The 22,661-nt window shown below is 37.8% G+C and carries 20 protein-coding genes; 12 read left to right on the forward strand and 8 right to left on the reverse strand.

Translation table 11 applies throughout. The features are described 5' to 3' along the window. Positions 1-3: 3 nt before the first annotated feature. The 6 genes from ESU54_RS02655 to ESU54_RS02680 all read left to right on the forward strand — a co-directional run bounded on the left by ESU54_RS02655 (position 4) and on the right by ESU54_RS02680 (position 8,923). Positions 4-849, forward strand: a complete 846-nt coding sequence (locus ESU54_RS02655; protein WP_111845564.1) for an N-acetylglucosamine kinase — start codon at positions 4-6, stop codon at positions 847-849. A gap of 49 nt (positions 850-898) precedes the next feature. Beyond that, the gene (pgi, locus tag ESU54_RS02660; protein ID WP_146848075.1) at positions 899-2,473 is read left to right on the forward strand and encodes a glucose-6-phosphate isomerase; all 1,575 of its coding nucleotides are present in this window, start codon (positions 899-901) and stop codon (positions 2,471-2,473) included. Between the two features lie 80 nt (positions 2,474-2,553). Continuing rightward, complete coding sequence (locus ESU54_RS02665) at positions 2,554-4,095, forward strand: YifB family Mg chelatase-like AAA ATPase (RefSeq protein WP_111845562.1); 1,542 nt, start codon at positions 2,554-2,556, stop codon at positions 4,093-4,095. 101 nt (positions 4,096-4,196) lie between these two features. Continuing rightward, positions 4,197-7,064, forward strand: a complete 2,868-nt coding sequence (locus ESU54_RS02670) for a M16 family metallopeptidase (RefSeq protein ID WP_111845561.1) — start codon at positions 4,197-4,199, stop codon at positions 7,062-7,064. Positions 7,065-7,165: 101 nt separating this feature from the next. Continuing rightward, complete coding sequence (locus tag ESU54_RS02675) at positions 7,166-8,290, forward strand: DUF2891 domain-containing protein (protein ID WP_111845560.1); 1,125 nt, start codon at positions 7,166-7,168, stop codon at positions 8,288-8,290. A gap of 282 nt (positions 8,291-8,572) precedes the next feature. Then, the gene (locus ESU54_RS02680; RefSeq protein WP_111845559.1) at positions 8,573-8,923 is read left to right on the forward strand and encodes a hypothetical protein; all 351 of its coding nucleotides are present in this window, start codon (positions 8,573-8,575) and stop codon (positions 8,921-8,923) included. Positions 8,924-9,184: 261 nt separating this feature from the next. On the opposite strand, the gene ESU54_RS17750 is transcribed toward ESU54_RS02680, so the two are convergent. Further along, positions 9,185-9,352: a hypothetical protein gene (locus ESU54_RS17750; RefSeq protein ID WP_160113301.1), complete on the reverse strand. Its 168-nt coding sequence runs from the start codon at positions 9,350-9,352 to the stop codon at positions 9,185-9,187. Between the two features lie 234 nt (positions 9,353-9,586). Between ESU54_RS17750 and ESU54_RS02685 the strand changes: the two genes are divergently transcribed. Both ESU54_RS02685 and ESU54_RS02690 read left to right on the forward strand, forming a co-directional pair. Beyond that, positions 9,587-10,384, forward strand: coding sequence for a sensor histidine kinase (locus ESU54_RS02685; protein WP_111845557.1), 798 nt, complete (start codon positions 9,587-9,589; stop codon positions 10,382-10,384). Beyond that, the gene (locus tag ESU54_RS02690; RefSeq protein WP_111845556.1) at positions 10,384-11,037 is read left to right on the forward strand and encodes a response regulator transcription factor; all 654 of its coding nucleotides are present in this window, start codon (positions 10,384-10,386) and stop codon (positions 11,035-11,037) included. Before ESU54_RS02685 ends, ESU54_RS02690 begins: the two co-directional genes overlap by 1 nt. Here the strand turns inward: ESU54_RS02690 and ESU54_RS02695 are convergent. Together ESU54_RS02695 and panB are read right to left on the reverse strand one after the other, a co-directional pair. Beyond that, positions 11,034-11,669, reverse strand: a complete 636-nt coding sequence (locus ESU54_RS02695) for an RluA family pseudouridine synthase (protein ID WP_394348862.1) — start codon at positions 11,667-11,669, stop codon at positions 11,034-11,036. The two genes, ESU54_RS02690 and ESU54_RS02695, sit on opposite strands and share 4 nt — an antisense overlap. A 166-nt stretch (positions 11,670-11,835) precedes the next feature. After that, on the reverse strand, positions 11,836-12,654 hold the full coding sequence (gene panB / locus ESU54_RS02700; protein ID WP_111845554.1) for a 3-methyl-2-oxobutanoate hydroxymethyltransferase: 819 nt from the start codon (positions 12,652-12,654) through the stop codon (positions 11,836-11,838). Between the two features lie 71 nt (positions 12,655-12,725). On the opposite strand from panB, the gene ESU54_RS02705 reads away from it, so the two are divergent. Continuing rightward, positions 12,726-13,190, forward strand: a complete 465-nt coding sequence (locus tag ESU54_RS02705) for a hypothetical protein (RefSeq protein ID WP_111845553.1) — start codon at positions 12,726-12,728, stop codon at positions 13,188-13,190. 8 nt (positions 13,191-13,198) lie between these two features. On the opposite strand, the gene ESU54_RS02710 is transcribed toward ESU54_RS02705, so the two are convergent. Beyond that, positions 13,199-14,623 (reverse strand): L-serine ammonia-lyase, encoded by a 1,425-nt coding sequence (locus tag ESU54_RS02710; RefSeq protein ID WP_111845552.1) that lies wholly within the window; start codon positions 14,621-14,623, stop codon positions 13,199-13,201. A gap of 122 nt (positions 14,624-14,745) precedes the next feature. Here ESU54_RS02710 and ESU54_RS02715 point away from each other — a divergent pair, with 122 nt between their 5' ends. Both ESU54_RS02715 and ESU54_RS02720 read left to right on the forward strand, forming a co-directional pair. After that, on the forward strand, positions 14,746-15,114 hold the full coding sequence (locus ESU54_RS02715) for a S24 family peptidase (protein WP_111845551.1): 369 nt from the start codon (positions 14,746-14,748) through the stop codon (positions 15,112-15,114). Then, a complete protein-coding gene (locus ESU54_RS02720; protein WP_111845550.1) occupies positions 15,111-16,385 on the forward strand; it encodes a Y-family DNA polymerase in 1,275 nt (424 codons plus the stop codon). Before ESU54_RS02715 ends, ESU54_RS02720 begins: the two co-directional genes overlap by 4 nt. Before the next feature lie 3 nt (positions 16,386-16,388). Here ESU54_RS02720 and ESU54_RS02725 read toward each other — a convergent pair whose 3' ends face one another. Next, positions 16,389-17,852 carry a hypothetical protein gene (locus ESU54_RS02725; protein ID WP_146744033.1) on the reverse strand — a complete coding sequence of 488 codons (1,464 nt, stop codon included), beginning with the start codon at positions 17,850-17,852 and terminating at the stop codon, positions 16,389-16,391. A 159-nt stretch (positions 17,853-18,011) separates the two neighbouring features. On the opposite strand from ESU54_RS02725, the gene dnaK reads away from it, so the two are divergent. Then, positions 18,012-19,928: a molecular chaperone DnaK gene (gene dnaK / locus ESU54_RS02730; RefSeq protein ID WP_111845548.1), complete on the forward strand. Its 1,917-nt coding sequence runs from the start codon at positions 18,012-18,014 to the stop codon at positions 19,926-19,928. A 207-nt stretch (positions 19,929-20,135) separates the two neighbouring features. Here dnaK and ESU54_RS02735 read toward each other — a convergent pair whose 3' ends face one another. From ESU54_RS02735 to ESU54_RS02745, 3 genes are all read right to left on the reverse strand, one after another. After that, the gene (locus ESU54_RS02735) at positions 20,136-21,122 is read right to left on the reverse strand and encodes an MBL fold metallo-hydrolase (RefSeq protein WP_111845547.1); all 987 of its coding nucleotides are present in this window, start codon (positions 21,120-21,122) and stop codon (positions 20,136-20,138) included. A 76-nt stretch (positions 21,123-21,198) separates the two neighbouring features. After that, positions 21,199-21,615, reverse strand: a complete 417-nt coding sequence (locus tag ESU54_RS02740) for an SRPBCC family protein (RefSeq protein ID WP_111845546.1) — start codon at positions 21,613-21,615, stop codon at positions 21,199-21,201. A gap of 320 nt (positions 21,616-21,935) precedes the next feature. Continuing rightward, entirely contained in the window at positions 21,936-22,649 is a 714-nt protein-coding gene (locus tag ESU54_RS02745) for a leucine-rich repeat domain-containing protein (protein WP_111845545.1), read from the reverse strand. Positions 22,650-22,661 lie beyond the last annotated feature (12 nt).

A 22,661-nucleotide genomic window follows, 5' to 3' on the forward strand; every position in this document is an offset into this window, starting at 1 on the left:
ATTATGACCCTAATAACCGATGGCGGTTCTACAAAATGTGATTGGGTATTGCTGGATCATTCTGGCAAAGTCGTCTTTAAAACTGTTACTTTAGGGTTGAATCCCACAGTTGTTCCAAAAGAAGAATTACTACTTCGCATTTCTTCAAATGAAGTTTTGAAAGATGTATTCGAAAACACTGAAATACTTGATTTTTATGGTGCGGGTTGTGGTACTACAACACCAAGAAGTATTTTAAAGGAAGTGTTGGAAGAATTATTTATAAATGCGAAAGTTAACGTTTCCGAAGATATGTCGGCCGCTGTTTTTGCCGCGACTACTAAACCAGGAATAGTTTGTATTTTAGGTACGGGAAGCAATAGTTGCTATTTTGACGGAACTGAAATACAAGCGCCAATTCCAGCTTTAGGCTATATTTTGATGGACGAGGCCAGCGGAAACTATTTTGGAAAAAGATTGATCCGCGATTTTTTTTACAACAGAATGCCTTTGAAAATAGCTTCAGAATTTGAAAAGCGATTTAATTTGGAAGCTGACGAAATAAAGATGAATCTTTACAAAAAACCGAACCCGAATGCATATTTGGCATCATTTGCACAATTCATTTTTACACAGAAAGAAATAAACCCATACTTTTACACGCTCATTAAAGAAGGCATTTCAAATTTTATAGAATGTCGAATTCTTTGTTATGAAAAAGCACACGAAGTCCCCGTTCATTTTATTGGTTCCATAGCACATTTTTCAGAAGAAATAATAAAAGAATGTTTTAAAGAACACAATCTTGAACTTGGAAATATCGTTCAACGTCCCATCGATGGCTTAATTGAGTATTACAGAAACAAATAAACTATAATGTATGGTCGAGTGCAATCGAGGCCTAAATAATAACTCCTAAATGTCTTTACACTCCGTAAACCCTACAAAAACAGAATCTTGGATAGCTCTTGAAAAACATTTTCAAGAAATCAAAGAGCAACAAATGCAGGATGTTTTTGAAAAGGATGCCAACCGAGCAATTCGTTTTAAGATTGAATGGCAGGATTTCTATATAGATTATTCTAAGAATAGAATTACAGACGAAACCCTTTCACTTTTATTAAAGCTCGCTGAGGAATTAAAGTTGAAGGAAGCAATCGGAAAACAATTTTCAGGAAAAAAAATAAATCAAACTGAAGATCGAGCCGTACTGCACACTGCCCTGCGCGATTTTGAGCATATGAAGCCAGAAGTGAAGGACACACTTCAAAAAATGCAACATTTTTCAGGAGAAGTGATTAGTGGTGCCCACAAAGGTTTCACAGGTAAAGCGATTACAGATTTAGTTAACATTGGCATCGGTGGCAGTCATTTGGGACCAGAAATGGTTGCGGAAGCCCTTTTGTTTTATAAAAATCATTTAAAAACGCACTTCATAGCAAATATTGATGGCGATGGGGTAGCTGAAAAACTCAAAAATTTAAATCCCGAAACAACACTTTTCATTATAGTTTCCAAGAGTTTCACCACACAGGAAACCATTGCAAATGCTTCGTTTATAAAAGATTGGTTCTTGGAAAAAGGAAGTGATGAGGACATTCAAAAACATTTTGTAGCTGTTTCGGCCAATGTTGAGGGCGCAAAAGATTTTGGTATTTCCGAAGAAAATATTTTCCCGATGCAAGATTGGGTTGGCGGTAGATTTTCACTTTGGAGCTCAGTGGGTCTTTCCATTTGCTGCGCCATAGGTTTTAAGAATTTTGAAGCAATGCTGAAAGGCGCTTTTGAAATGGACAATCACTTTAAAAATGAAAATTTTGACGAAAATATTCCTGTCAAACTTGCTTTAATTTCAATTTGGTACAACAACTTTTTTCAAGCTGAAAGTGAATCAGTTGTTGCGTATTCACAATATCTCAATAAACTTGTTCCCTACCTTCAGCAAGCCGTAATGGAGAGCAATGGAAAAAGCGTGGACAGAAATGGCGAAAGGATAAATTACCAAACTGGAACTATAGTTTGGGGAAATGTGGGTAGTAATTCGCAACACGCTTTTTTTCAGCATTTGCATCAAGGTACAAAACTCATCCCTACTGATTTTATAGGTTTTTCGGAATCCTTGCACGGCAACGTTAAAAATGACAATATCCTGATGGCAAACTTTTTCGCCCAAACTGAGGCTTTGTGGGAAGGAACATACAACAAAAATGTTGAGAATCCATTCAAATATTTTGATGGCAACAAACCAACCAATACTATACTCATAAAAAGGCTGACCCCCAAAAACCTCGGAAGTCTGATTGCAATGTATGAGCACAAACTTTTTGTCCAAGGTATTATTTGGAATATTTTCAGTTACGACCAATGGGGTGTAGAGCTTGGTAAAACGGTTGCCGAAGAAACTTTAAGTGCCATTGATAATAAGAAGCCCGCGAAGATTGGAAATCCTTCCACAGCAAATCTTTTAAGATTTTTTCTAAAAAATCAACAATAAACAGCAAACCACAATCTCGAAACTTTCAAACTTTTTTAGTATCTTACATTTGTAAACTCCCCGTTTATACTTAATGAATTATGCTCACAAAAGTTTATGGAAGCGCCGTCTTTGGCGTTGAGGCCACAACAATTACAGTTGAAGTAAATGTTGATAAAGGGGTAGGGTACCATTTGGTTGGCCTGCCCGATAATGCCATTCGTGAAAGCAATTTTCGTATAGCCGCCGCGCTACAAAACAACGGTTACAAAATTCCTGGAAAGAAATTAATTCTCAATATGTCACCAGCTGACCTTCGGAAAGAAGGCTCTGCCTATGATCTTACGTTGGCTATGGGAATCCTCATTGCTACGGAACAAATTGAAGAGCGAAATCCACTTTCGGAGTACATCATTATGGGTGAACTTTCACTCGATGGGAACTTACAGCCCATAAGAGGCGCGTTGCCCATTTCCTTAAAAGCGAAAGAAGAAGGCTTTAAAGGGTTTATTCTTCCGAAGCAAAATGCAAAAGAAGCAGCTATTGTTGAAGGAATAGAAGTTTTTGGAATAGAGAACATAAAAGAAGTAATCGATTTTTTCAATGAAAATATACCACTAGAAAAAACCTTAGTGGATATGGAAGCGGAATTCTATGACCACCTAGAACATCCCGAATTCGATTTTGCAGATGTAAAAGGGCAGGAGTCTATAAAACGTTGCATGGAAATTGCCGCAGCAGGCGGTCATAACATTATTTTAATTGGCCCGCCTGGTTCAGGAAAAACAATGCTTGCAAAGCGTTTGCCAAGCATTTTGCCTCCGATGACCTTGCAAGAAAGTTTGGAAACCACAAAAATCCACAGTGTTGCAGGGCGTACCATGGAAAAAGGCGGAATTATGACTTCGCGGCCTTTCCGAAGCCCACACCACACAATAAGTGATGTTGCTTTGGTGGGCGGCGGACAATATCCTCAGCCGGGCGAAATAAGTTTGGCGCACAACGGCGTTTTATTTTTAGATGAACTGCCCGAATTTAAACGCGGTGTCTTGGAAGTGATGCGCCAACCGCTTGAAGATCGTGATGTAACCATTTCGCGTGCAAAATTTACAGTTACCTATCCATCCAGTTTTATGTTGGTTGCAAGTATGAACCCAAGTCCCGGTGGCTATTTCAACGATCCTGATGCGCCTGTAATGTCATCGCCTGCTGAAATGCAGCGTTATTTGAGTAAAATTTCAGGACCTTTATTAGACAGGATTGATATTCACATAGAAGTAACCCCAGTACCTTTTGAAAAATTAAGCGACGAACGCCGCGGAGAGTCTAGTATTATTATCCGTAAACGGGTTACTAATGCTAGGAAACTTCAATCAGAAAGATTTTCAGAATTTGAAAACATACACTACAACGCCCAAATGGGTGTGAAACAAATTCGCCAATTTTGCAAGCTGGATGAAACTTCACTTCAACTTTTAAAAACGGCGATGGAACGTTTGAATCTTTCTGCGCGTGCTTATGACCGAATTTTAAAAGTTGCAAGAACCATTGCCGATTTGGAAGCTTCCGAAGAAATTAATGGCAACCATATTTCCGAAGCAATCCAATATAGAAGTTTGGATAGGAGTGGGTGGTTTGGGTAGAATATCATTCTGAAAAATATCAGCCTCGTTTTAACTTTTTTTTAAGAGTAAAAGCTACTTCGGATAGTATCTTTAAAACTTTCTAAAAAAAATCATTAATTATGTTTAAAAATTCTTTAAAAACTAGTGTTTTAGTCTTCGCTTTGACCTCGCTAATCGTTTTTTCTTGTAAAACGAACCAAGAAGCTACTACAGATGATAATGCTAAACTTTCGGTGGAATTCGAAAAATACGAGCTTGAAAACGGGCTCGATGTAATTCTTCACCAGGACAAAAGCGACCCAATTGTTTCACTCGCCATACAGTACGGCGTAGGTTCCAATCGTGAAAAAACAGGACGAACAGGGTTTGCTCACTTGTTTGAACACATGCTTTTTCAGGAGTCTGAAAACGTACCACAGGATCAATTCTTCAAAACAATCCAAGATGCCGGAGGAACACTTAACGGAGGAACTTGGAAAGACGGAACCGTTTATTATGAAATTGTTCCAAAAAACGCAATGGAAATTGTAATGTGGCTTGAAAGCGACCGAATGGGTTATTTGATAAACACCGTAACCGAAGCTGCTTTTGAAAATCAACAGGAAGTGGTTCAAAATGAAAAGCGCCAGCGTGTAGACAACAATCCTTACGGACATACAAGTTGGGTGATAGACAAAAATCTGTATCCAGAGGGCCATCCATATAATTGGCAAGTAATCGGCGAATTGGAGGATCTTCAAAATGCAACCGTGGAGGACGTAAAAGAGTTTTACGATAGATTTTACGGCCCTAATAATGCTACTTTAGTTTTGGCAGGTGATTTTGACACAGCCGAAGCCAAAAAAATGATAGAAAAATATTTTGGTGAAATTAAACGCCGCCAAGAAGTGGAACCGTTAAAGGCACAACCTGTAACATTGGCTGAAACCAAAAGGCTTTATCATGAAGACAATTTTGCAACTGCCCCACAATTGAATATGGTTTGGCCAACTCTAGAACAATACACTGAAGATGCTTATGCACTGGACTTTTTGGGGGAAATTCTTTCTCAAGGGAAAAAGGCACCGCTTTATAAAGTATTGGTAAAAGAAAAAGATTTAACTGCTAGAACAACAGCCTATAATAGTTCAAATGAATTGGCCGGAGATTTTCAAATTTCTATAACCGCAAATAATGGCGTTGATTTAGATTCTGTTGAAAGCGGGATAAATGAAGCCTTTGTTCTTTTTGAAAAAGATGGAGTTACAGATCGTGATATTGAAAGAATTAAAGCTGGCTTGGAAACGCAATTTTACAATGGAATCAGCAGTGTTTTAGGTAAGTCCTTTCAATTGGCGCAATACAATGTATTTACTAACGATCCTGGTTTTATAACCAAAGATATCGAAAACATCAAAAAAGTCACAAAAGAAGATGTGATGCGGGTTTATAACAAATACATTAAAGATAAACCTTATGTAATGACCAGTTTTGTTCCTAAAGGACAGCTGGAGCTTATTACAGAAAATTCTGAAAAAGCAAATATTGTAGAGGAAGAAATTAAAGAAAATGTAAGTAAAACAGTTGAAGAAACAAACACTGAAATAGCAAAAACTCCTTCAAACTTTGACCGTTCTATACCGCCAACCCAAGGTGTTTCTCCAGAACTTTCCATCCCTGAAATGTGGACTGCTAACTTGGAAAATGGTATAAAAGTATTAGGAATTGAGCAAAACGAGATTCCAACCGTAAACTTCAGCTTGGTGGTTGAAGGTGGTCATTTACTTGATGACATGAAAAAGAACGGTGTAGCAAATTTAATGAGCGACATCTTGATGGAAGGAACTGCCAATAAAACTCCCGAAGAATTGGAAGAGGAAATAGATCTTTTGGGTGCCAGCATCAGAATGTACACTACAGATGAGTCTATCGTAATTCGTGGAAACACACTAACACGCAATTTCGATAAAACGATGGATTTAGTAACCGAAATCCTTTTGGATCCTCGTTGGGACGAAGAAGAGCTTGGACGTATAAAAACCAAAACAATTAACCAGATTGAACGATCCGATGCCAACCCAAACACTGTGGCAAATCGGGTATACAATAAAGTTCTTTACGGTGATGACCATATTTTTAGCTATCCAACTGTGGGTACCGTGGAATCTGTAAGAAGTATAACAATGAATGATTTGAAGGAATACTACAACAAGAATTTTTCACCTTCAATAAGCACCTTTCAAGTTGTTGGAAAAATTGACAAAGACGCTGTTTTAAAGGATTTAAAAGGTTTGGAAGAGCGTTGGGCTGCCAAAGAAGTTAATATACCAGATTATCCTGTAGCCAACAATCGCGATAAGGCTTCGCTTTACTTCGTGGATATCCCAAATGCCAAACAATCTGTTATCAGCATTGGCTATATTGGGTTACCGCGAACCGATGCAGATTTTTATCCAGCAGAAGTAATGAACTATAAATTGGGCGGTTCTTTTTCTGGAAATGTAAATTTAATTCTACGTGAAGAAAAAGGATATACTTATGGTGCTCGCACCGGTTTCAGTGGAAGTAAAATTCCGGGGACGTTTACTGCTTCGTCAAGTGTAAGAACAAACACGACTGGTGAATCTGTCCAGATTTTTAAAGATGAAATTTCAAAATACAAAGAAGGAATTTCGCCAGAAGATCTTGAGTTTACGAAAAATGCACTTATAAAATCAAATGCACGACGTTTTGAAACACAAGGTTCACTTCTGGGAATGTTGCAGGATATCAATGAGTATAATCTTCCAGCAAATTATATTGAAAAAGAAGAAGCCACAATCAATAATATGACATTGGAGCAGCACAAAGCGTTGGCCAATAAATATTTGGATGCTTCCAAAATGGCCTATTTGGTGGTTGGTGATGCCGCAACCCAATATGCACAGTTCAAAAATATGGGCTTTGATGAAGTAAAGCTTCTTGATAAAAATGGAGAAGAAGTGAAACTTGAGGATGTAAAATTGTAAAAATTCCGATTAGGAATAAATTTACCACGAATGCACGAATACTTTTTTAATTCGTGTATTCGTGGTTTTATATTTTATCTTTATTTGAAATTTTCAGTGCTATGAATAAATTTTTTCTGCTTTTTTTCTTTACACCCCTTCTTTTCAGTTGTAAAGACAAAAAATCCGATATTTCTGAGATTACCAAAGACCAAGTTATAGCTGTTCAAAAGTTTCCTGAGCCCATATTCACTTTGGCCGAAGCCAATAAACTTATAGAACTTCCCTTGCATTGCGTAGGTACAGAATATCCGTACAAGCCTGGTGAAACTTTGGAAAGCAAAGCAGATTTGGTGGAGCCAACTGCCGTCCATCCTATATTCTACGGCTGTTTTGACTGGCACAGCGCTGTGCATGGGTATTGGTCTATGGTTTCGTTACTAAAGCAATTCCCAGAAATAGACAAAGCTGATGAAGTAAGAAAATTGCTGAAAGAAAAAATCACAGCTGAAAATGTGGCTACTGAAGTTAAATATTTTGAAAAGTCCATCAATAAATCTTTTGAAAGAACGTATGGCTGGGCGTGGCTTTTAAAACTTTCCGAAGAACTTCACAGTTGGGACGACCCAATGGCAAAAGAACTGGAACAAAACCTAAAACCGTTGGCTGATATTATTGTGCTTCGGTATAAAGAATTCCTACCAAAACTGAATTACCCAATCCGTGTTGGAGAGCACACCAATACTGCTTTTGGATTAACATTTGCATATGATTATGCAGAAACGCTGAAAGATTTGGAACTGAAACAACTCATAGAAAAGCGTGCTCGCGATTTCTATTTCAATGATGAAAACTGCCCGATAACTTGGGAACCCAGTGGCTATGATTTTCTTTCGCCCTGTTTGGAAGAAGTGGATGTTATGCGCCGGGTGCTTTCTTCGCAAGAATTCACGGCATGGATGGATGTTTTTTTGCCACAGCTTGCTGATGAATACTATCATTTAAAAGTAGGGGAGGTGAGCGACCGCACCGATGGCAAACTTGTGCATTTGGATGGATTGAACTTCAGCCGAGCTTGGGTTTTTTATGGCTTGGCGAAACAATACCCTAAATATAAACACCTTCTGAATCTTGCCAATGAACACGTGGCATATTCATATCCAAATCTTGTAGGCGATAGCTACGAAGGTGGTCATTGGCTGGGCAGTTTCGCTATTTATGCACTGAATATATTGCACGGAAAATAATTTTTGAACAAGAACAGTTTTCTACGCTAATTACAATTTGGAGCTAATTTTTTTTTAAAACATATAGATAAATATTTTACGTGATTATCTGTTTTAAGACAGTGCTTTAATTGAATTAGAATAGGCTTTTTTACTTTTTTCTATGTAGAGAAAACCCTTACAAAGGCATAGGAAAAACCCTTTTTTTTAAAGGGATTTTTCCTATTTGTTGACTTCAAAAAATGGCGTTTTGATTGTTTTTACTACATTCGTTCCTATAAACCAATTAAATCAATTTCAATTATGTCAAAACCATCAAACTGTATTACCGTAGCCGAAGCAAGGCAATTGCAAGATAACTGGGTAGCAACACGTGCCGTGGATATTGAACGCGCCATGGGCTCTGCCGACACCCGCGAGTTTTTATTCAGCGTTGCTGAACTTCAGCAGTTTTTAGATTATATAAGTTCTGGATCTGGTATAGGCCCACAGCCGGGCGTTCGCATTTATTTTGCGGCTTACGACAATGCTACTTCAGATAAAGCAACAGTTTTTTTGGCGCCAACCAGTGGAATAACTGCAGGATCACCTAACAATTATAATTTGGAGCCTTTGAATAAAGGAATAACTGGGTTTCCCCCAAAAAATTATTAATTCAGTGATAGCAGGGCTACTTATAAACTTTTTTGAAATTTTAGCATTTCTTACCGGAATATTTTATTATCAGAAAAATAAAACCAAACCTACATTATATCTGGTTTGGTTTTTAGGTATAACTGTGTTTTCCGAACTTTTTAGTTGGTATACTTATTTTGTCGAAAGCGGATTTTTACATTTTTTAAAAGGCACTCGATTGGAAATGAATTACTGGTGGGGAAATATGTATTCCATAATAAGCTATTTATTCTATATAAATTATTTTAAATGGTATTTGTCAGCCAAAAGGTCAATAAGCATTCTTAACAGTGTTTCGGTCATAGTGTTTGTAGTGAGCATTTTGGAAATTATTTTTTCTGAAGGCTTTTTTATAAGGTTTATGCCCATTTCCAATGTTATTGGAACATTGTTCGTTTTCTTGAGCATCTCTTTTTACTATTTAGAATTACTGAAAAGCGACCAAATTCTGCAAGTACAAAAAACCTTGCCATTCTATATATCTGTGGGCGCATTGCTTTTTCACCTTTGCACTACGCCTATATTTATTTATAGTATTTATTTCAGTAATTCTGTAGACCCAAGTTTTGTTAGCTTATACAAGCTAATTATCTTTAGTGCCAACTATTTGTTATATTCTATTTACATTGCTGGATTTTTAATATGCTTACGGAAAAAGGACCCTTACTCCCCCAAGAAAAACTTTTAATAGTTTACTTTATTGCAGTACTACTGTTTTTTACGGTCTTTGCTATAGTTTTTGTAATAGTCTTTCAGCGAAAAAAAAATAAATTTCTCAAAGAACAATATGAAGCTGAGAAACGCTACCAAAGAGAACTTGCCAATTCGCAAATTGAAATACAAGAACAAACCCTTAAAAATATTGCTTGGGAATTACATGACAATGTGGGGCAGTTGCTATCTGTTATCAATATTCAATTGAATGTATTGATGAATTCAGTCCCAGAAACGTATCATAACCAAATAAAGGAAACAAAGGGTGTGGTACAAGAAACCGTGCAGGAAATACGATCGCTTTCTAAAGTACTCAATAACGATGTAGTCCTGAAAAATGGGCTAATAAAATCACTACAAGTGGAACTTGACCGATTTAACCGTTTGGACTATTTGAAAGCTTCCTTGGAAATCTCCGGAGATATAGTACCATTGAACAATGCTAGCGAAATCATTATCTTTCGTATCATCCAGGAATTCCTTTCAAACGTTATCAAACACGCAAAGGCTTCAAAATTATTCGTACATTTAGATTATAAAGATAAAACACTTGAAATATCAGCCAAAGATGATGGAGTTGGTTTCAATACCTCAAAGAAAACAGACAGTTCCGGAATGGAAACAATGAATAGTCGTGCTGAGCTACTGAACGCTGAATTTTCTATTGTTTCGGAGATAGGAAAGGGTACAAGGTTATTTATAAAATATCCCTATAAAAGCATATAATGACCAAAGAAAAAAAACATACTGTAGCTATAGTTGACGATCACTCTCTTTTTGCCGGTTCTTTGGAAAAACTTATCAATTCTTTTCCCAATTTCACGGTGCTTTTTCATGCAAAGAATGGTGTGGAATTGCAGGAGCGCATTGAAAACGGAAATGATTTGCCCGACATTATTTTGCTCGATATCAATATGCCAGTAATGGATGGTTTTGAAACAGCTGAATGGTTAATGCAAAATCATCCTAGAATAAAAACTCTCGCACTTTCTATGGAAGATGATGAACAGACCATACTCCGAATGTTGCGCAAAGGTGTAAAAGGATATCTACTGAAGGACATTCATCCAGAAATCTTGAACACTGCCCTAGAAGAATTGATGGATAAAGGATATTACCATTCTGAAAAAGTTTCCGAAACTCTTTTACATTCCTTAAATCCTGATGAAGAGTCGGCGCTACTGGATTTTAAAGAAAATGAACTCACCTTCATCCAATTGGCGTGTTCTGAGATGACCTACAAAGAAATTGCAGAAATAATGAATCTGAGCCCTAAAACTATTGATGGCTACAGACATGATCTTTTCAACCGACTTAAAATTAAAAATAGGGTAGGACTAGTGATTTTTGCTTTGAAGAAAAATTTGATAAAGCTTTAATTGCACGCATTCCAGATAGAATCTTCGGGCGTTGGTGCTTCAATAGTAATCTCTTCTTTTTGGACCGGATGGATTAACGTTAACTTTTTTGCGTGAAGATGAATGCTGCCGTCTGGGTTGCTTCGATCAAAACCATATTTCAAATCTCCTTTTATCGGACAACCAATAGCCGAAAGTTGAGACCGTATTTGATGATGCCTTCCAGTTTCAAGAACCACTTCCAATAGATAATAATTATCTAATTTTTTCAGAATTTTATAATGGAGTATCGCTTTTTTACTGTCTGGTACTTCTTTGATGTGGGCGTAAGATTTGTTTTGCTTCGGATTTCTTTTTAAATAATGTATTAAAGTATCTTCCGGTTTGGGTGGATGGTTTTTTACAACTGCCCAATATATTTTTTCGGTTTCTCTTTCGGAAAACATTTTGTTCAAACGAGTTAAGGCTTTTGAAGTTCTTGCAAAAACCACAATCCCACTCGTGGGACGATCCAATCTGTGAACTACGCCAAGAAAAACAGCTCCCGGCTTATCGTATTTTTCACCAATATATTCCTTTACTACTTCTGAAAGTGGAGCATCGCCCGTTTTGTCGCCTTGCACAATATCGCCTGGGCGTTTGTTGACCACAATTAAATGGTTGTCTTCAAACAGAACTTGAAGATTGTCTTTGGTGCTATGTATATTGGATTTTTGGATGGTTGGGTTTTTAGATGGTTGGATTTTTGGAATTTTAGATTGATGAATTTTAAAATTTTTCTAATTATCTGAAAATCCAATAATCTAACAATCTTCGCAACTAATATTGCTCGCTGTCATTCGGAAAATCACCACTTTTCACGTCAGTGCTGTATTGGCTGAAAGCATTTTTCATATCGGTATATAAATCTAAATACCTTCTGAGAAAACGTGGATTGAACTCGTGAGTCATGCCAAGCATATCGTGCGTTACCAAAACTTGACCATCAACACCATTTCCAGCACCGATGCCAATTACGGGAATACTTATTTTTTCGGCAACTTCTTTGGCCAACTTAGCGGGAACTTTTTCCAAAACCACTGCAAAACAGCCCGTTTTTTCAAGCAAGATAGCATCTTCAATCAATTTTTCAGCTTCTTCTTCCTCTTTCGCGCGAACAGTATAGGTTCCGAATTTATAAATGGATTGTGGTGTTAAACCTAAGTGGCCCATCACGGGAATTCCCGCGTTCAGAATTCGTTTTATGGATTCTTTTACTTCCTTTCCGCCTTCAAGCTTTACAGCGTGCCCGCCACTTTCTTTCATGATCCTAATAGCAGAACGCAATGCTTCCTTTGGATCGCTTTGATAGCTTCCGAAAGGTAAATCCACAACTACCAAACTGCGCTCAATTCCTCGAACCACCGAAGCTGCATGGTAAATCATTTGATCCAAAGTAATAGGTAATGTAGTTTCGTGACCCGCCATTACATTTGAAGCCGAATCGCCTACCAGAATAACATCTATCCCTGCACTATCCACAATCTTGGCCATTGTAAAATCGTATGCCGTAAGCATCGAAATTTTTTCACCTTTCTTTTTCATATCTACCAACGTCTTTGTGGTAATACGCTTGTATTCTTTTTTGGCTGTTGACATATTTCTAAAATATATATATATTAGAGTGTAAAAATACTATTTTTGAGTAGTAACCACTTAAATTTTTGAATATGAAATCTGCTTTATTACTTTTTTCATTTTTTATATGTACCATTTGTTTTTCTCAAGAATCACTTTCCACGGCAAATGGAAAAATAATTGTTGATATTTTTATGAATGGTTATAAAGCTGGAGATACCTTAAAGATGAAATCTGTAATGCATCCCAATATGACAATGCAGAGGGCTTATCTTAACAAAGAGCAGCAAAATGTGTTGATTTATATAAAACCATCTGATTTTTTAAAATACGCGGCTACATCTGGACAAAACCAAGAATGGGATGAAAAGCTGACGGATTATGTTGTTAATAGCGATGGAAACGTAGCCCATGTTTGGACTTCCTATGAATTCTATACGGATGGAAAATTCAGTCATTGTGGTGCAAATTCTTTCACATTAATCTATACCGATGAAAGTTGGAAAATTTTTAATTTAATAGATTCCGTTCGTATAGGAAGTTGTAATAAAGAATAAGGCCTTTCCTAACAGTCGCTAATATTCACCTGAACCGCTAATCCACCTTCACTGGTTTCTTTATATTTTGAAGTCATATCTTTCGCCGTTTCCCACATAGTAGCAATCACTTTGTCCAATGGTACTTTTGCTTTTGAAGGATCACTATCCAAAGCCATTTCACACGCATTTATAGCTTTTATAGCACCCATCGCATTGCGTTCAATACAAGGAATTTGTACCAAACCTGCAATCGGGTCACAAGTCATTCCCAAATGATGTTCCATTGCTATTTCGCTAGCCATTAAACATTGTTCGGGGGTTCCGCCCATCAATTCACAAAGTGCACCAGCAGCCATTGAGGAGGAAACGCCAATCTCGGCTTGACATCCGCCCATCGCCGCCGAAATGGTAGCCCCTTTTTTGAAAATACTACCAATTTCACCCGAAGTGAGCAAAAATTTACGGACATCCTCAAAATTGGCGTCGTGGTTTTCAATTACCATATAATACATCATCACGGCAGGAATTACGCCTGCACTTCCGTTGGTTGGCGCGGTAACTACGCGACCCAGGGAAGCATTCACTTCGTTTACAGCGAGTGCAAAACACGAAACCCATTTCAGGATTTGTCGAAATTTCACCTCGGTGTTTCTTATTGCAGCAATCCATTCATCTGCATTTGTATATTTGTTATCGCCAATAAGGTTTTTGTTCATGTCAAAAGCCCTTCGTGTAACATTGAGTCCGCCTGGCAAGATGCCTTCGGTATGGGCGCCAACATACATTGAATCGAGCATTACATCCCAGATTTTCTTTAAGCCGTCGTTTATTTCAGCTTCGCTTCTGAGTGATTTTTCATTTTCGAAAACTACTTCAGATATACTTTTGCCTTCGGCTTTGCAATATGCTAGAAGTTCAGTTCCTTTTTCAATAGGGAAGGGAAACAGAGCAAATTTCGCCATTTTTATTTTTTTGCGTTTCCGCTCTTCCTTCACAGTGAAACCACCACCGATGGAGTAGAACGATGAAGATTTTTTGGAACCATCTTTCAATGTTGCCGTAAAAGTCATTCCGTTGGGGTGAAACTCTAAAAACTTTCGGTTGAAGATGATGTTTTGTTTCGGAAAAAAGGGAACTTTCAATTCGCCATTCAGCTTCAGTTTATTTTCCGAAGTGATAAAATCAATTTCTTTCTCGATGTTTTCAATAGGAAAAGTTACCGGGTCAAAGCCTGAAAGCCCCAACATTAAAGCAATATCTGTTGCGTGACCCTTTCCGGTAAGAGACAACGAGCCATAAAGGTCCACTGAAATTTCTACAACATCTTCGAATTGATTTTTTTCTTTCAATTCGCCAATCCAACGTAGCGCAGCACGCCACGGTCCCAATGTGTGGGAGCTGGATGGACCAACTCCTATTTTTAACATGTCAAAAACACTGATGCTTTCCATAAATTTTATCTTAATTCAAACCTAAGAAATTTTAAGGGATCTTGCTAAAAGGAAACAAGGAATTGTTTATAATTTATATTGGAAATATTCCAAATAATAGGAAATATTCCTATTTTTGAAGTATGGAAACCTTCACTTCAGGAAAACTCACAAAAGTAAAAAGTAGGCACGAGCCAGGTGTTTCAAAACAGACTGGTTTTGCAAGCCCTGCCACACATTATTTAGAACCCACCATTGATTTGAATCAAGAACTTATTGTGAACCGCGACGCTACTTTTTTTGTACGGGTTGATGGAGACGCTTTTAAAGAACACAACATTCTCAATAAAGATGTGTTGATTATTGACCGATCATTATCACCAGATTTTGACGTTTTGGCATTGGTTATTCAGGATGGGGAATTTAAAATGCGCCGCATACCTTTTGGTTTTACTGAAGAAGAATTCACCGTTTGGGGAATTATTACCTATATAATCCATTACGCCCGATGATTGCCTTGGTAGACTGCAACAGCTTTTACGCCTGCTGCGAGCAGGTTTTCCGCCCCGATCTTTTGGGAAAACCCGTCGTGGTACTCAGCAACAATGATGGTTGTATAATTGCCGCAAACAAAGAGGCGAAGGCAATTACAGACATTCCAATGTTCGAGCCTGTCTTCAAGATAAAAGATCAATTGATGGCACATAAAGTGAACTTTTTCTCCTCAAATTATACGCTTTATGGCGAAATGTCGCAGCGGGTGATGAACATTCTCGGAACGTTTTCCCCAAATGTAGAAGTATATAGTATTGATGAAGCTTTCGCAGATCTTTCGGGGATGAAAAATGTTTCATTGAATGAATATGGACATTTAATAAAAGACACTATCTTCAAAAACACAGGATTACCAGTAGGCGTAGGCATTGCACCCACCAAAGGATTGGCAAAGCTTGCCAACAAAATGTCCAAAAAAATCACAGAAAACAACCACGTTTTTGTCATCGATTCCGAAGAAAAAAGAATTGAGGCGCTAAAATGGTGCAAGATTGGCGATGTATGGGGTATTGGCAGAAAACACGCAGAGCGATTAAAAAACATAGGTGTTTATAATGCTTTCCAGTTTACCGAGATCTCACTGAAGTGGGTCCGCAAAGAAATGACCGTAGTGGGCGAGCGCACTTGGCGAGAGCTGAAAGGCGAACCGTGTAATAAATTTGTAATACAACCGCCTCCTAAAAAAGGAATAGGCACCGCAAAATCCTTCGGTATAAAATTGCCGGATTTAGAACGTATTGAAGAAGCTTGCGCTTATTACATCAGCGAAGTGAGCGAAGTATTGCGTGCGCAAAAATCCTGTGCTACCTATGTTCAGGTTTTTATTGTAACCAATTATCACAGTAATGTAGACAAACAATATTCCAACAGTCGTACGATAACTCTGGATATTCCAACAAACGATACTTTCAAACTTATTGCGGTTGCGCGAAAAGCTTTAATTGAAATTTATAAACCTGGCTATCGCTACAAGAAAGTAGGAGTGAACCTTACTGGCATTATTCCCCAAGATTACGTGCAGGGCAATTTGTTTCACCAGCCTTCAAAACTGAACAATGATAAGCTTATCAAAACTTTTGACGCCATCAACCGGAAATTTGGAAAGGCAACCATTTCTTCAGGTTTGGTAGGTACGCGCGTGAAAGAGTGGGAACTTATCAAAAAAGAACGAAGTCCGCGTTATACGACGCAATGGGGAGAGCTTCTTAAAGTTGGTAGTAATAAGTAAATTTTAAAGAGAAACCTTCTTAAAAACAATGTTTCCGTTTCCATCAATTACTTTATATACCCCAAAAGGGGCATCTTCGTTAATGATTAAAAAACTTTCATCATTTTCAAGATAGTTGCAGTAAGCATCATTTTCCGCGAGGTATGAAAATAAAACTCTGAATAAGTTGACATTGGTTTTAAGTTCGTCATCAAAATGAGGTGCTTCATTATTGGGCCATTTTATGGCGAGCATAGCAGTAAACATAGAATTGATAAGCTTTGGGTCGGTTAAATTTTTACGACGTTCGCCAGTATAATTTAAACCAACATATCCTCCATGGTCAGCAATAATGACCACTAATGCGGAAGGATCGTTTTTAGTTATTAGGGTAATCATTTCGCGTAGCCAAATATTTGCTTTTTTAAAGTCTTCAATGTAAACTTTTCTTTCCTCCTCCTTGCCTTTGGATTGGTTTTTTGTGACCGAAATATGCCCTGGAATTATCTTTTCTATAAAATAAAAGTTAGCTTGATCTTTATTTTCTTCCAGAGCCTTTTCCATTTCATCAAGGCTGTTTACTGCCATATCAAACCCACGAGATAAAAAAGAAAGTTCTTTATAAGAAATGGAACAATAATCATAGCCCAGGGTGGGCCTGTTTACAATAACGTATGGAGACTCAATGATTAAGGATGTTTTATAATCATTGTTGTTGAAGATAGACACAACCGCATTATTGCCCGCAATACTTTTGCGCAATCCGTATGGTTCATTCGTGTTTGGCTTCGGGTTTTTGTAAAAGTGATGTTTCATTGCAAACAACGAACTGTTGGAAGTAATTGTATTGGAATAATTGCTTCGAAAGTTGGGATAAATCTTGAAATCTCTTTCAGTTAAAAAACGTTCAAACTCACTATTGTCAATATTGTAAGGTTCCTTTTTTAAACTGCTTGGATTGGCATAACCATCGGGTTGAATAATATAAACATTTGGTTTTTTCTTAAAGGAAGCTTCCGCAATGTTATCGGGAAGTTGCTTCCACTCTGAAGAAAAATTAATATTACTATTAACATAATAGATTAATTGAACGCTTACAATTATTGCAAGTGAATATTCAATTAATAAAACCTTGCTTAAATGTTTTTTTAATAGAAATGCAAGTCCAATGGTAAGGATTATAATTAAAAGAATAAGTTTTTTCTTAGCCCCTACCATACTAAAGGTAATAAATGTGGCAAAGCCTATTAGGTTTGAAAGCGTTAATAATAACGTATAGTTTTTGGAAATGAAGATTGATTTTTTTGAAGAAATTTTCAGGATAATGTTTACCGTAATAGGAAAAACTAAAAAGAATACCACGAAAAATAATAGCTGACTTAAGGAATCTACCAATGTGAAATTTGACCAATAATTATAAAGGAAGGGATAGAGTCCCGAAGCTAAGCCTACCGTTACAGGACTTATTTTAATAAATTCTTTTTTCAAAAACAATGTTTTAAGTGCCATAAAACTACGAAATAAAATTTCGACTTAATTACTGCCATCATGTCATAATCTTTCCGCTGGCACAATCATTGTCTTGTACAGAATGTAAATAAAAATTTCAGAAATAAATAATTATATTAATAACAATAAACAATAGATATGAGTAAAATAATTGGAATCGACTTAGGTACAACCAACTCCTGTGTTGCCGTAATGGAAGGTAGCGAGCCAACGGTTATTCCTAATGCCGAAGGAAAAAGAACAACCCCTTCCGTAATTGCATTTGTGGAAGGCGGCGAAATTAAAGTAGGTGATCCTGCAAAACGTCAGGCCGTTACAAACCCTACAAAGACCATTAGCTCCATTAAAAGATTTATGGGGAACAAGTATTCAGAATCAAAATCTGAAGCGGAACGCGCTGCTTATAAAGTAGTGAAAGGTGACAACGATACCGCCCGTGTTGACATAGACGGTCGTTTATACACGCCACAGGAATTGAGCGCGATGATTCTTCAGAAAATGAAGAAAACCGCTGAGGATTATTTGGGACAACCAGTAACCCGTGCGGTAATTACCGTTCCTGCATATTTTAACGACAGCCAGCGCCACGCTACTAAAGAAGCAGGTGAAATTGCCGGTCTTAAAGTAGAGCGAATCATTAACGAACCAACTGCTGCGGCACTTGCGTACGGACTTGACAAAAAAGGTACAGACCAAAAAGTTGTAGTATTTGACTTTGGTGGTGGTACACACGATGTTAGTATCCTTGAATTAGGTGATGGCGTTTTTGAAGTACTTGCTACCGATGGTGATACACACTTAGGTGGTGATGATGTTGACCAGAAAATTATCAACTGGATGGCAGACGAGTTTAAGGCTGAAGAAGATTTTGATCTTCGCAAAGACCCAATGGCATTGCAACGTTTGAAAGAAGCTGCTGAGAAAGCAAAAATTGAACTTTCTTCCGCAACGCAAACTGAAATCAACTTGCCATATGTTACGGCTACCGCCAGCGGACCAAAACACTTGGTAAAAACTTTGACTCGTGCAAAGTTTGAGCAATTGATTGATGATTTGGTAAAAAGAACAATGAAGCCTTGCGAAACGGCAATGAAAGCTGCTGGTTTGAGCAAAAGCGATATAGACGAAGTAATTCTTGTAGGTGGTTCTACCCGTATTCCTGCAGTTCAGGAAGCTGTTGAGAAGTTCTTCGGAAAAAAACCACACAAAGGTGTAAACCCAGATGAAGTAGTTGCCGTAGGTGCTGCTATTCAAGGTGGTGTATTGACCGGAGATGTGAAAGACGTACTACTTTTAGATGTAACACCACTTTCTCTTGGTATTGAAACTATGGGAGGTATAATGACTCATTTAATTGAAGCCAACACAACCATTCCTACCAAGAAAAGCCAAGTGTTCTCTACTGCGGCAGATAATCAGCCGAGTGTTGAGATTCACGTATTGCAAGGAGAGCGCCCAATGGCGAATGACAACAAGACAATAGGTCGTTTTCACTTGGACGGAATTCCACCAGCACAACGCGGTACGCCACAAATTGAAGTAACGTTTGATATTGATGCCAACGGTATCATTAAAGTAAGCGCTACAGATAAAGCTACCAACAAAACGCAAGACATCCGTATTGAAGCTTCTTCAGGATTGACCGAAGATGAAATCAAAAAGATGAAAGCAGATGCTGAAACAAATGCTGAAAGCGATAAGGCTGCCAAGGAAAAAGTAGAAAAGTTGAACGAAGCTGATGGAATGATCTTCCAGACTGAAAAGCAACTAAAAGAGTTTGGTGAAAAATTATCTGACGATAAAAAGAAACCAATTGAAGATGCTTTGGAAGAACTGAAAAAAGCTTACGAGACCAAGGAAGTTGAAACCATTCAACCAGCTTTAGATAAAATAAATGAAGCTTGGAAAGTTGCTTCTGAAGAAATGTACAAAGCCCAAGCCGATGGCCAAGGCGCCCCAGCTGGTGATGCCGAAAAAGGAGCAGAGCAAGGCGGCAAAGAAGGCGGATCTGAAAACAGCGATGTTGAAGACGTAGACTTCGAAGAAGTCAAGTAGCCTGTCCTGAGCGAAGCCGAAGGATAGATTTTGAAGAAGTGAAGTAAGCAGAGAGCCTTTTTCGCATTAAGCGGAAATGTGCGAATCGCTTATCCCGAAGTCGATTCGGGATCTTTACAAGCAAAATTATTATAGATTTATGCAAAACCGCAACCTGAAAGGGTTGCGGTTTTTTTTGTTTAGGTATTTTTTAAAATTAAAAGAACATCATAATTTAAAAACCTCAGCAATCTGCCCAACCCGAAAGCCTTGCTGCAAAACATTCTTGGCCTCTTCGCTATTAAAATCAATCAACGGATTGGTATGGTTAAAATGGATAAAGATTATTTTGCTTTTTTCATTTGGGCTTAGGTCTTTAAAGCGTTCCATGCTTTCAATAACAAAAGGGTGGGGGATTCCAGAGATATCGCGAGCGCTTATTTCTTCGCCGCTGTAAAAGGTGGCGTCTAAAAAGGCATAATCCACTTTTTTAATTTCCTCGACAATGTTTTTATCCCACTTGTCCCATTTGTCAATATCCGGGATAAACAGGGCGCTTTTGTTTGGCCCTTTTATACGGTAACCAACTGTTTCGGAATATTCATCCCTATGTGGCACGAGAAAGGGTGTGATTTCTAGTTTGCTGGAAAGTTGCACAGGCTCTTCATTTTCCAAAGATTTTATAGAAATATTGTTCAGACTAACAAGCTGACCCCAAGGTCCATTGTTTTCCAGAAAAGTCTTCATCCGCGGCATTGCATAGACCGGTACATTTTTTGAATTTGTCGCTTCCCTTCCTAAAAACATTAGCCCAGTGTAATGGCCCATGTGTGCGTGGGTCAAAAAAATACCGTCCGCGAGTTCGGTATCGCTTTGCACACTAAAGTTTTTTAAAGCTTTCATTTGTGTTGTAATGTCTGGGGTAGCATCAATTAGATATTTCTTCTTGGTGGAACTGTCAAACAGTCCCAAAGAAATCACTTGCCTGTCTGGATCGGGATTTTTAAAAAGGTTTTTACAGCATTCCTTTTTGCAGCCAATGTGCGGGGAGCCACCATCTTGGATGGTTCCCAAAAGAACGATTGAAGTATCACTAATGCTTGGTTCTATTTTATCTTTTGATATGGAAGCTGGTTTGTCTTGGCAAGCGAATAATAAAATAATGAATAGGAAGCTTGCGTATTTTACCAATGATGATTTGGAAGTTAATATCATTGTATAAATATAACTAAAAATGAATTATTTAAAAGATGGAGGAAACAGAAAGCATATTCATCTGAGTTATTTATAATCAATTATGCTCCGTATACTTTTTAAAATTATCCAAAATGGCTTGCCAACCACTGCGCTGCATTTCCAAAGGGTTTTCACTTTCAGAATCAAAAGTGGTGATTACTTTCGTTTTGCCACCAAGCTCTTCAAAAGTGGTGGTGGATTTTCTTCCGTCTTCCATGGTATAACTGATTTTATTTTGTGGCACTACTTCATCATATATTACATTGAAATCAAACCCAAAACTGCCGTCTTTGGCTTCCATCCGAGAAGAAAGTTTACCACCCACACGTAGGTCGTTTGTGACTTTTGGGCAATGCCAATTTGGGCTGGCAAAATTCCAGTTTGTAATGTGTTTGGGTTGGTTCCAGTATTCCCAAACCTTTTTGGGTCCAGCGTTTACCGTGCTTTCTACAGTGATTTTTGTTGTACTCATAGCAAGAGATTTTGAAAAACAATGGGCTTATTCAAAAATAATAAAATTTCCCATTGAAATTTTTAAGCTACTGCATTTCATTTTAAATAAAAAAAAGAGCGACCTAAAAAGGTCGCTCGATTTAAAAGCTATTTTAACCAAATATTAAGCTTTAGGGTCTTTGAAGTGGGTGGGGGCCACTAGGTTCAAAGACCTGACCGCAATCTACTATTATTTTCTAAGTTGGCAATGTCTTTTGGCGATAAATTATGCTTTTTAACGTGATTTTAAAAGTTAAACGGCCCTTTCGGGCCGTTTGGAAATGAGGAAATAGAATAGTGTTAATCTTCAGATTCGTCCCGTTCCACAGCTATTATGGATCGGACGGGTTCAATATGTGGGGAGGTGTTGAGTAAATCTATATTAGCTCCAGAATTAGACAGTAGCACTACTGAAAAATCATTGGGGTTGTTAAAATTATTTTCTGCAACCATTAGTTGTTTTAGGTTTGGACATTTGGCCAGTTGCGTTGGCAACATTCCCGACAGATCGTTATCAAAAACATTGAAGACTTCAATTTCATTAAGGTTTCCCAAACTTTCAGGAATGTTTCCGCTTAATTTGTTACTACTTAAATGCAATTGTTTTAAATGCGAAAGTTTACCCAATTCAGCGGGAATGTTTCCTTGAATTTCAGTGCCATTTAATGCCAAAACTTCCAAGTTTTCCAAATTGCCCAATGCTGCAGGAATGTTCCCTGAAATTGGATTGAAGGAAAGTTCTAGTTTCTTTAAGCCCTTTAATTGGCCCAAAGATGCTGGCAGTGATCCATCAACATTGTTGAATAACATATGGATGTCTGTTACCGTATTATTTTCCACCGTTACACCATACCAATTTGACACAGGCTCTTCCAAATTCCAAGTAATGTTCCAAGCTTGCCCATTGGTCGCTGAATAAAAATCTAAAAGAACTTGTTTTTCTTGTTTGCTCACTTGAGCTACCATTAAAGTAGCTATGAACAGAAATCCACCGGTTAGTAACGCCTTTTTCATAGTTTGGGGCTA

It is taken from the genome of Aequorivita antarctica (assembly GCF_007997155.1).
In the GTDB taxonomy this organism is placed as follows: domain Bacteria; phylum Bacteroidota; class Bacteroidia; order Flavobacteriales; family Flavobacteriaceae; genus Aequorivita; species Aequorivita antarctica.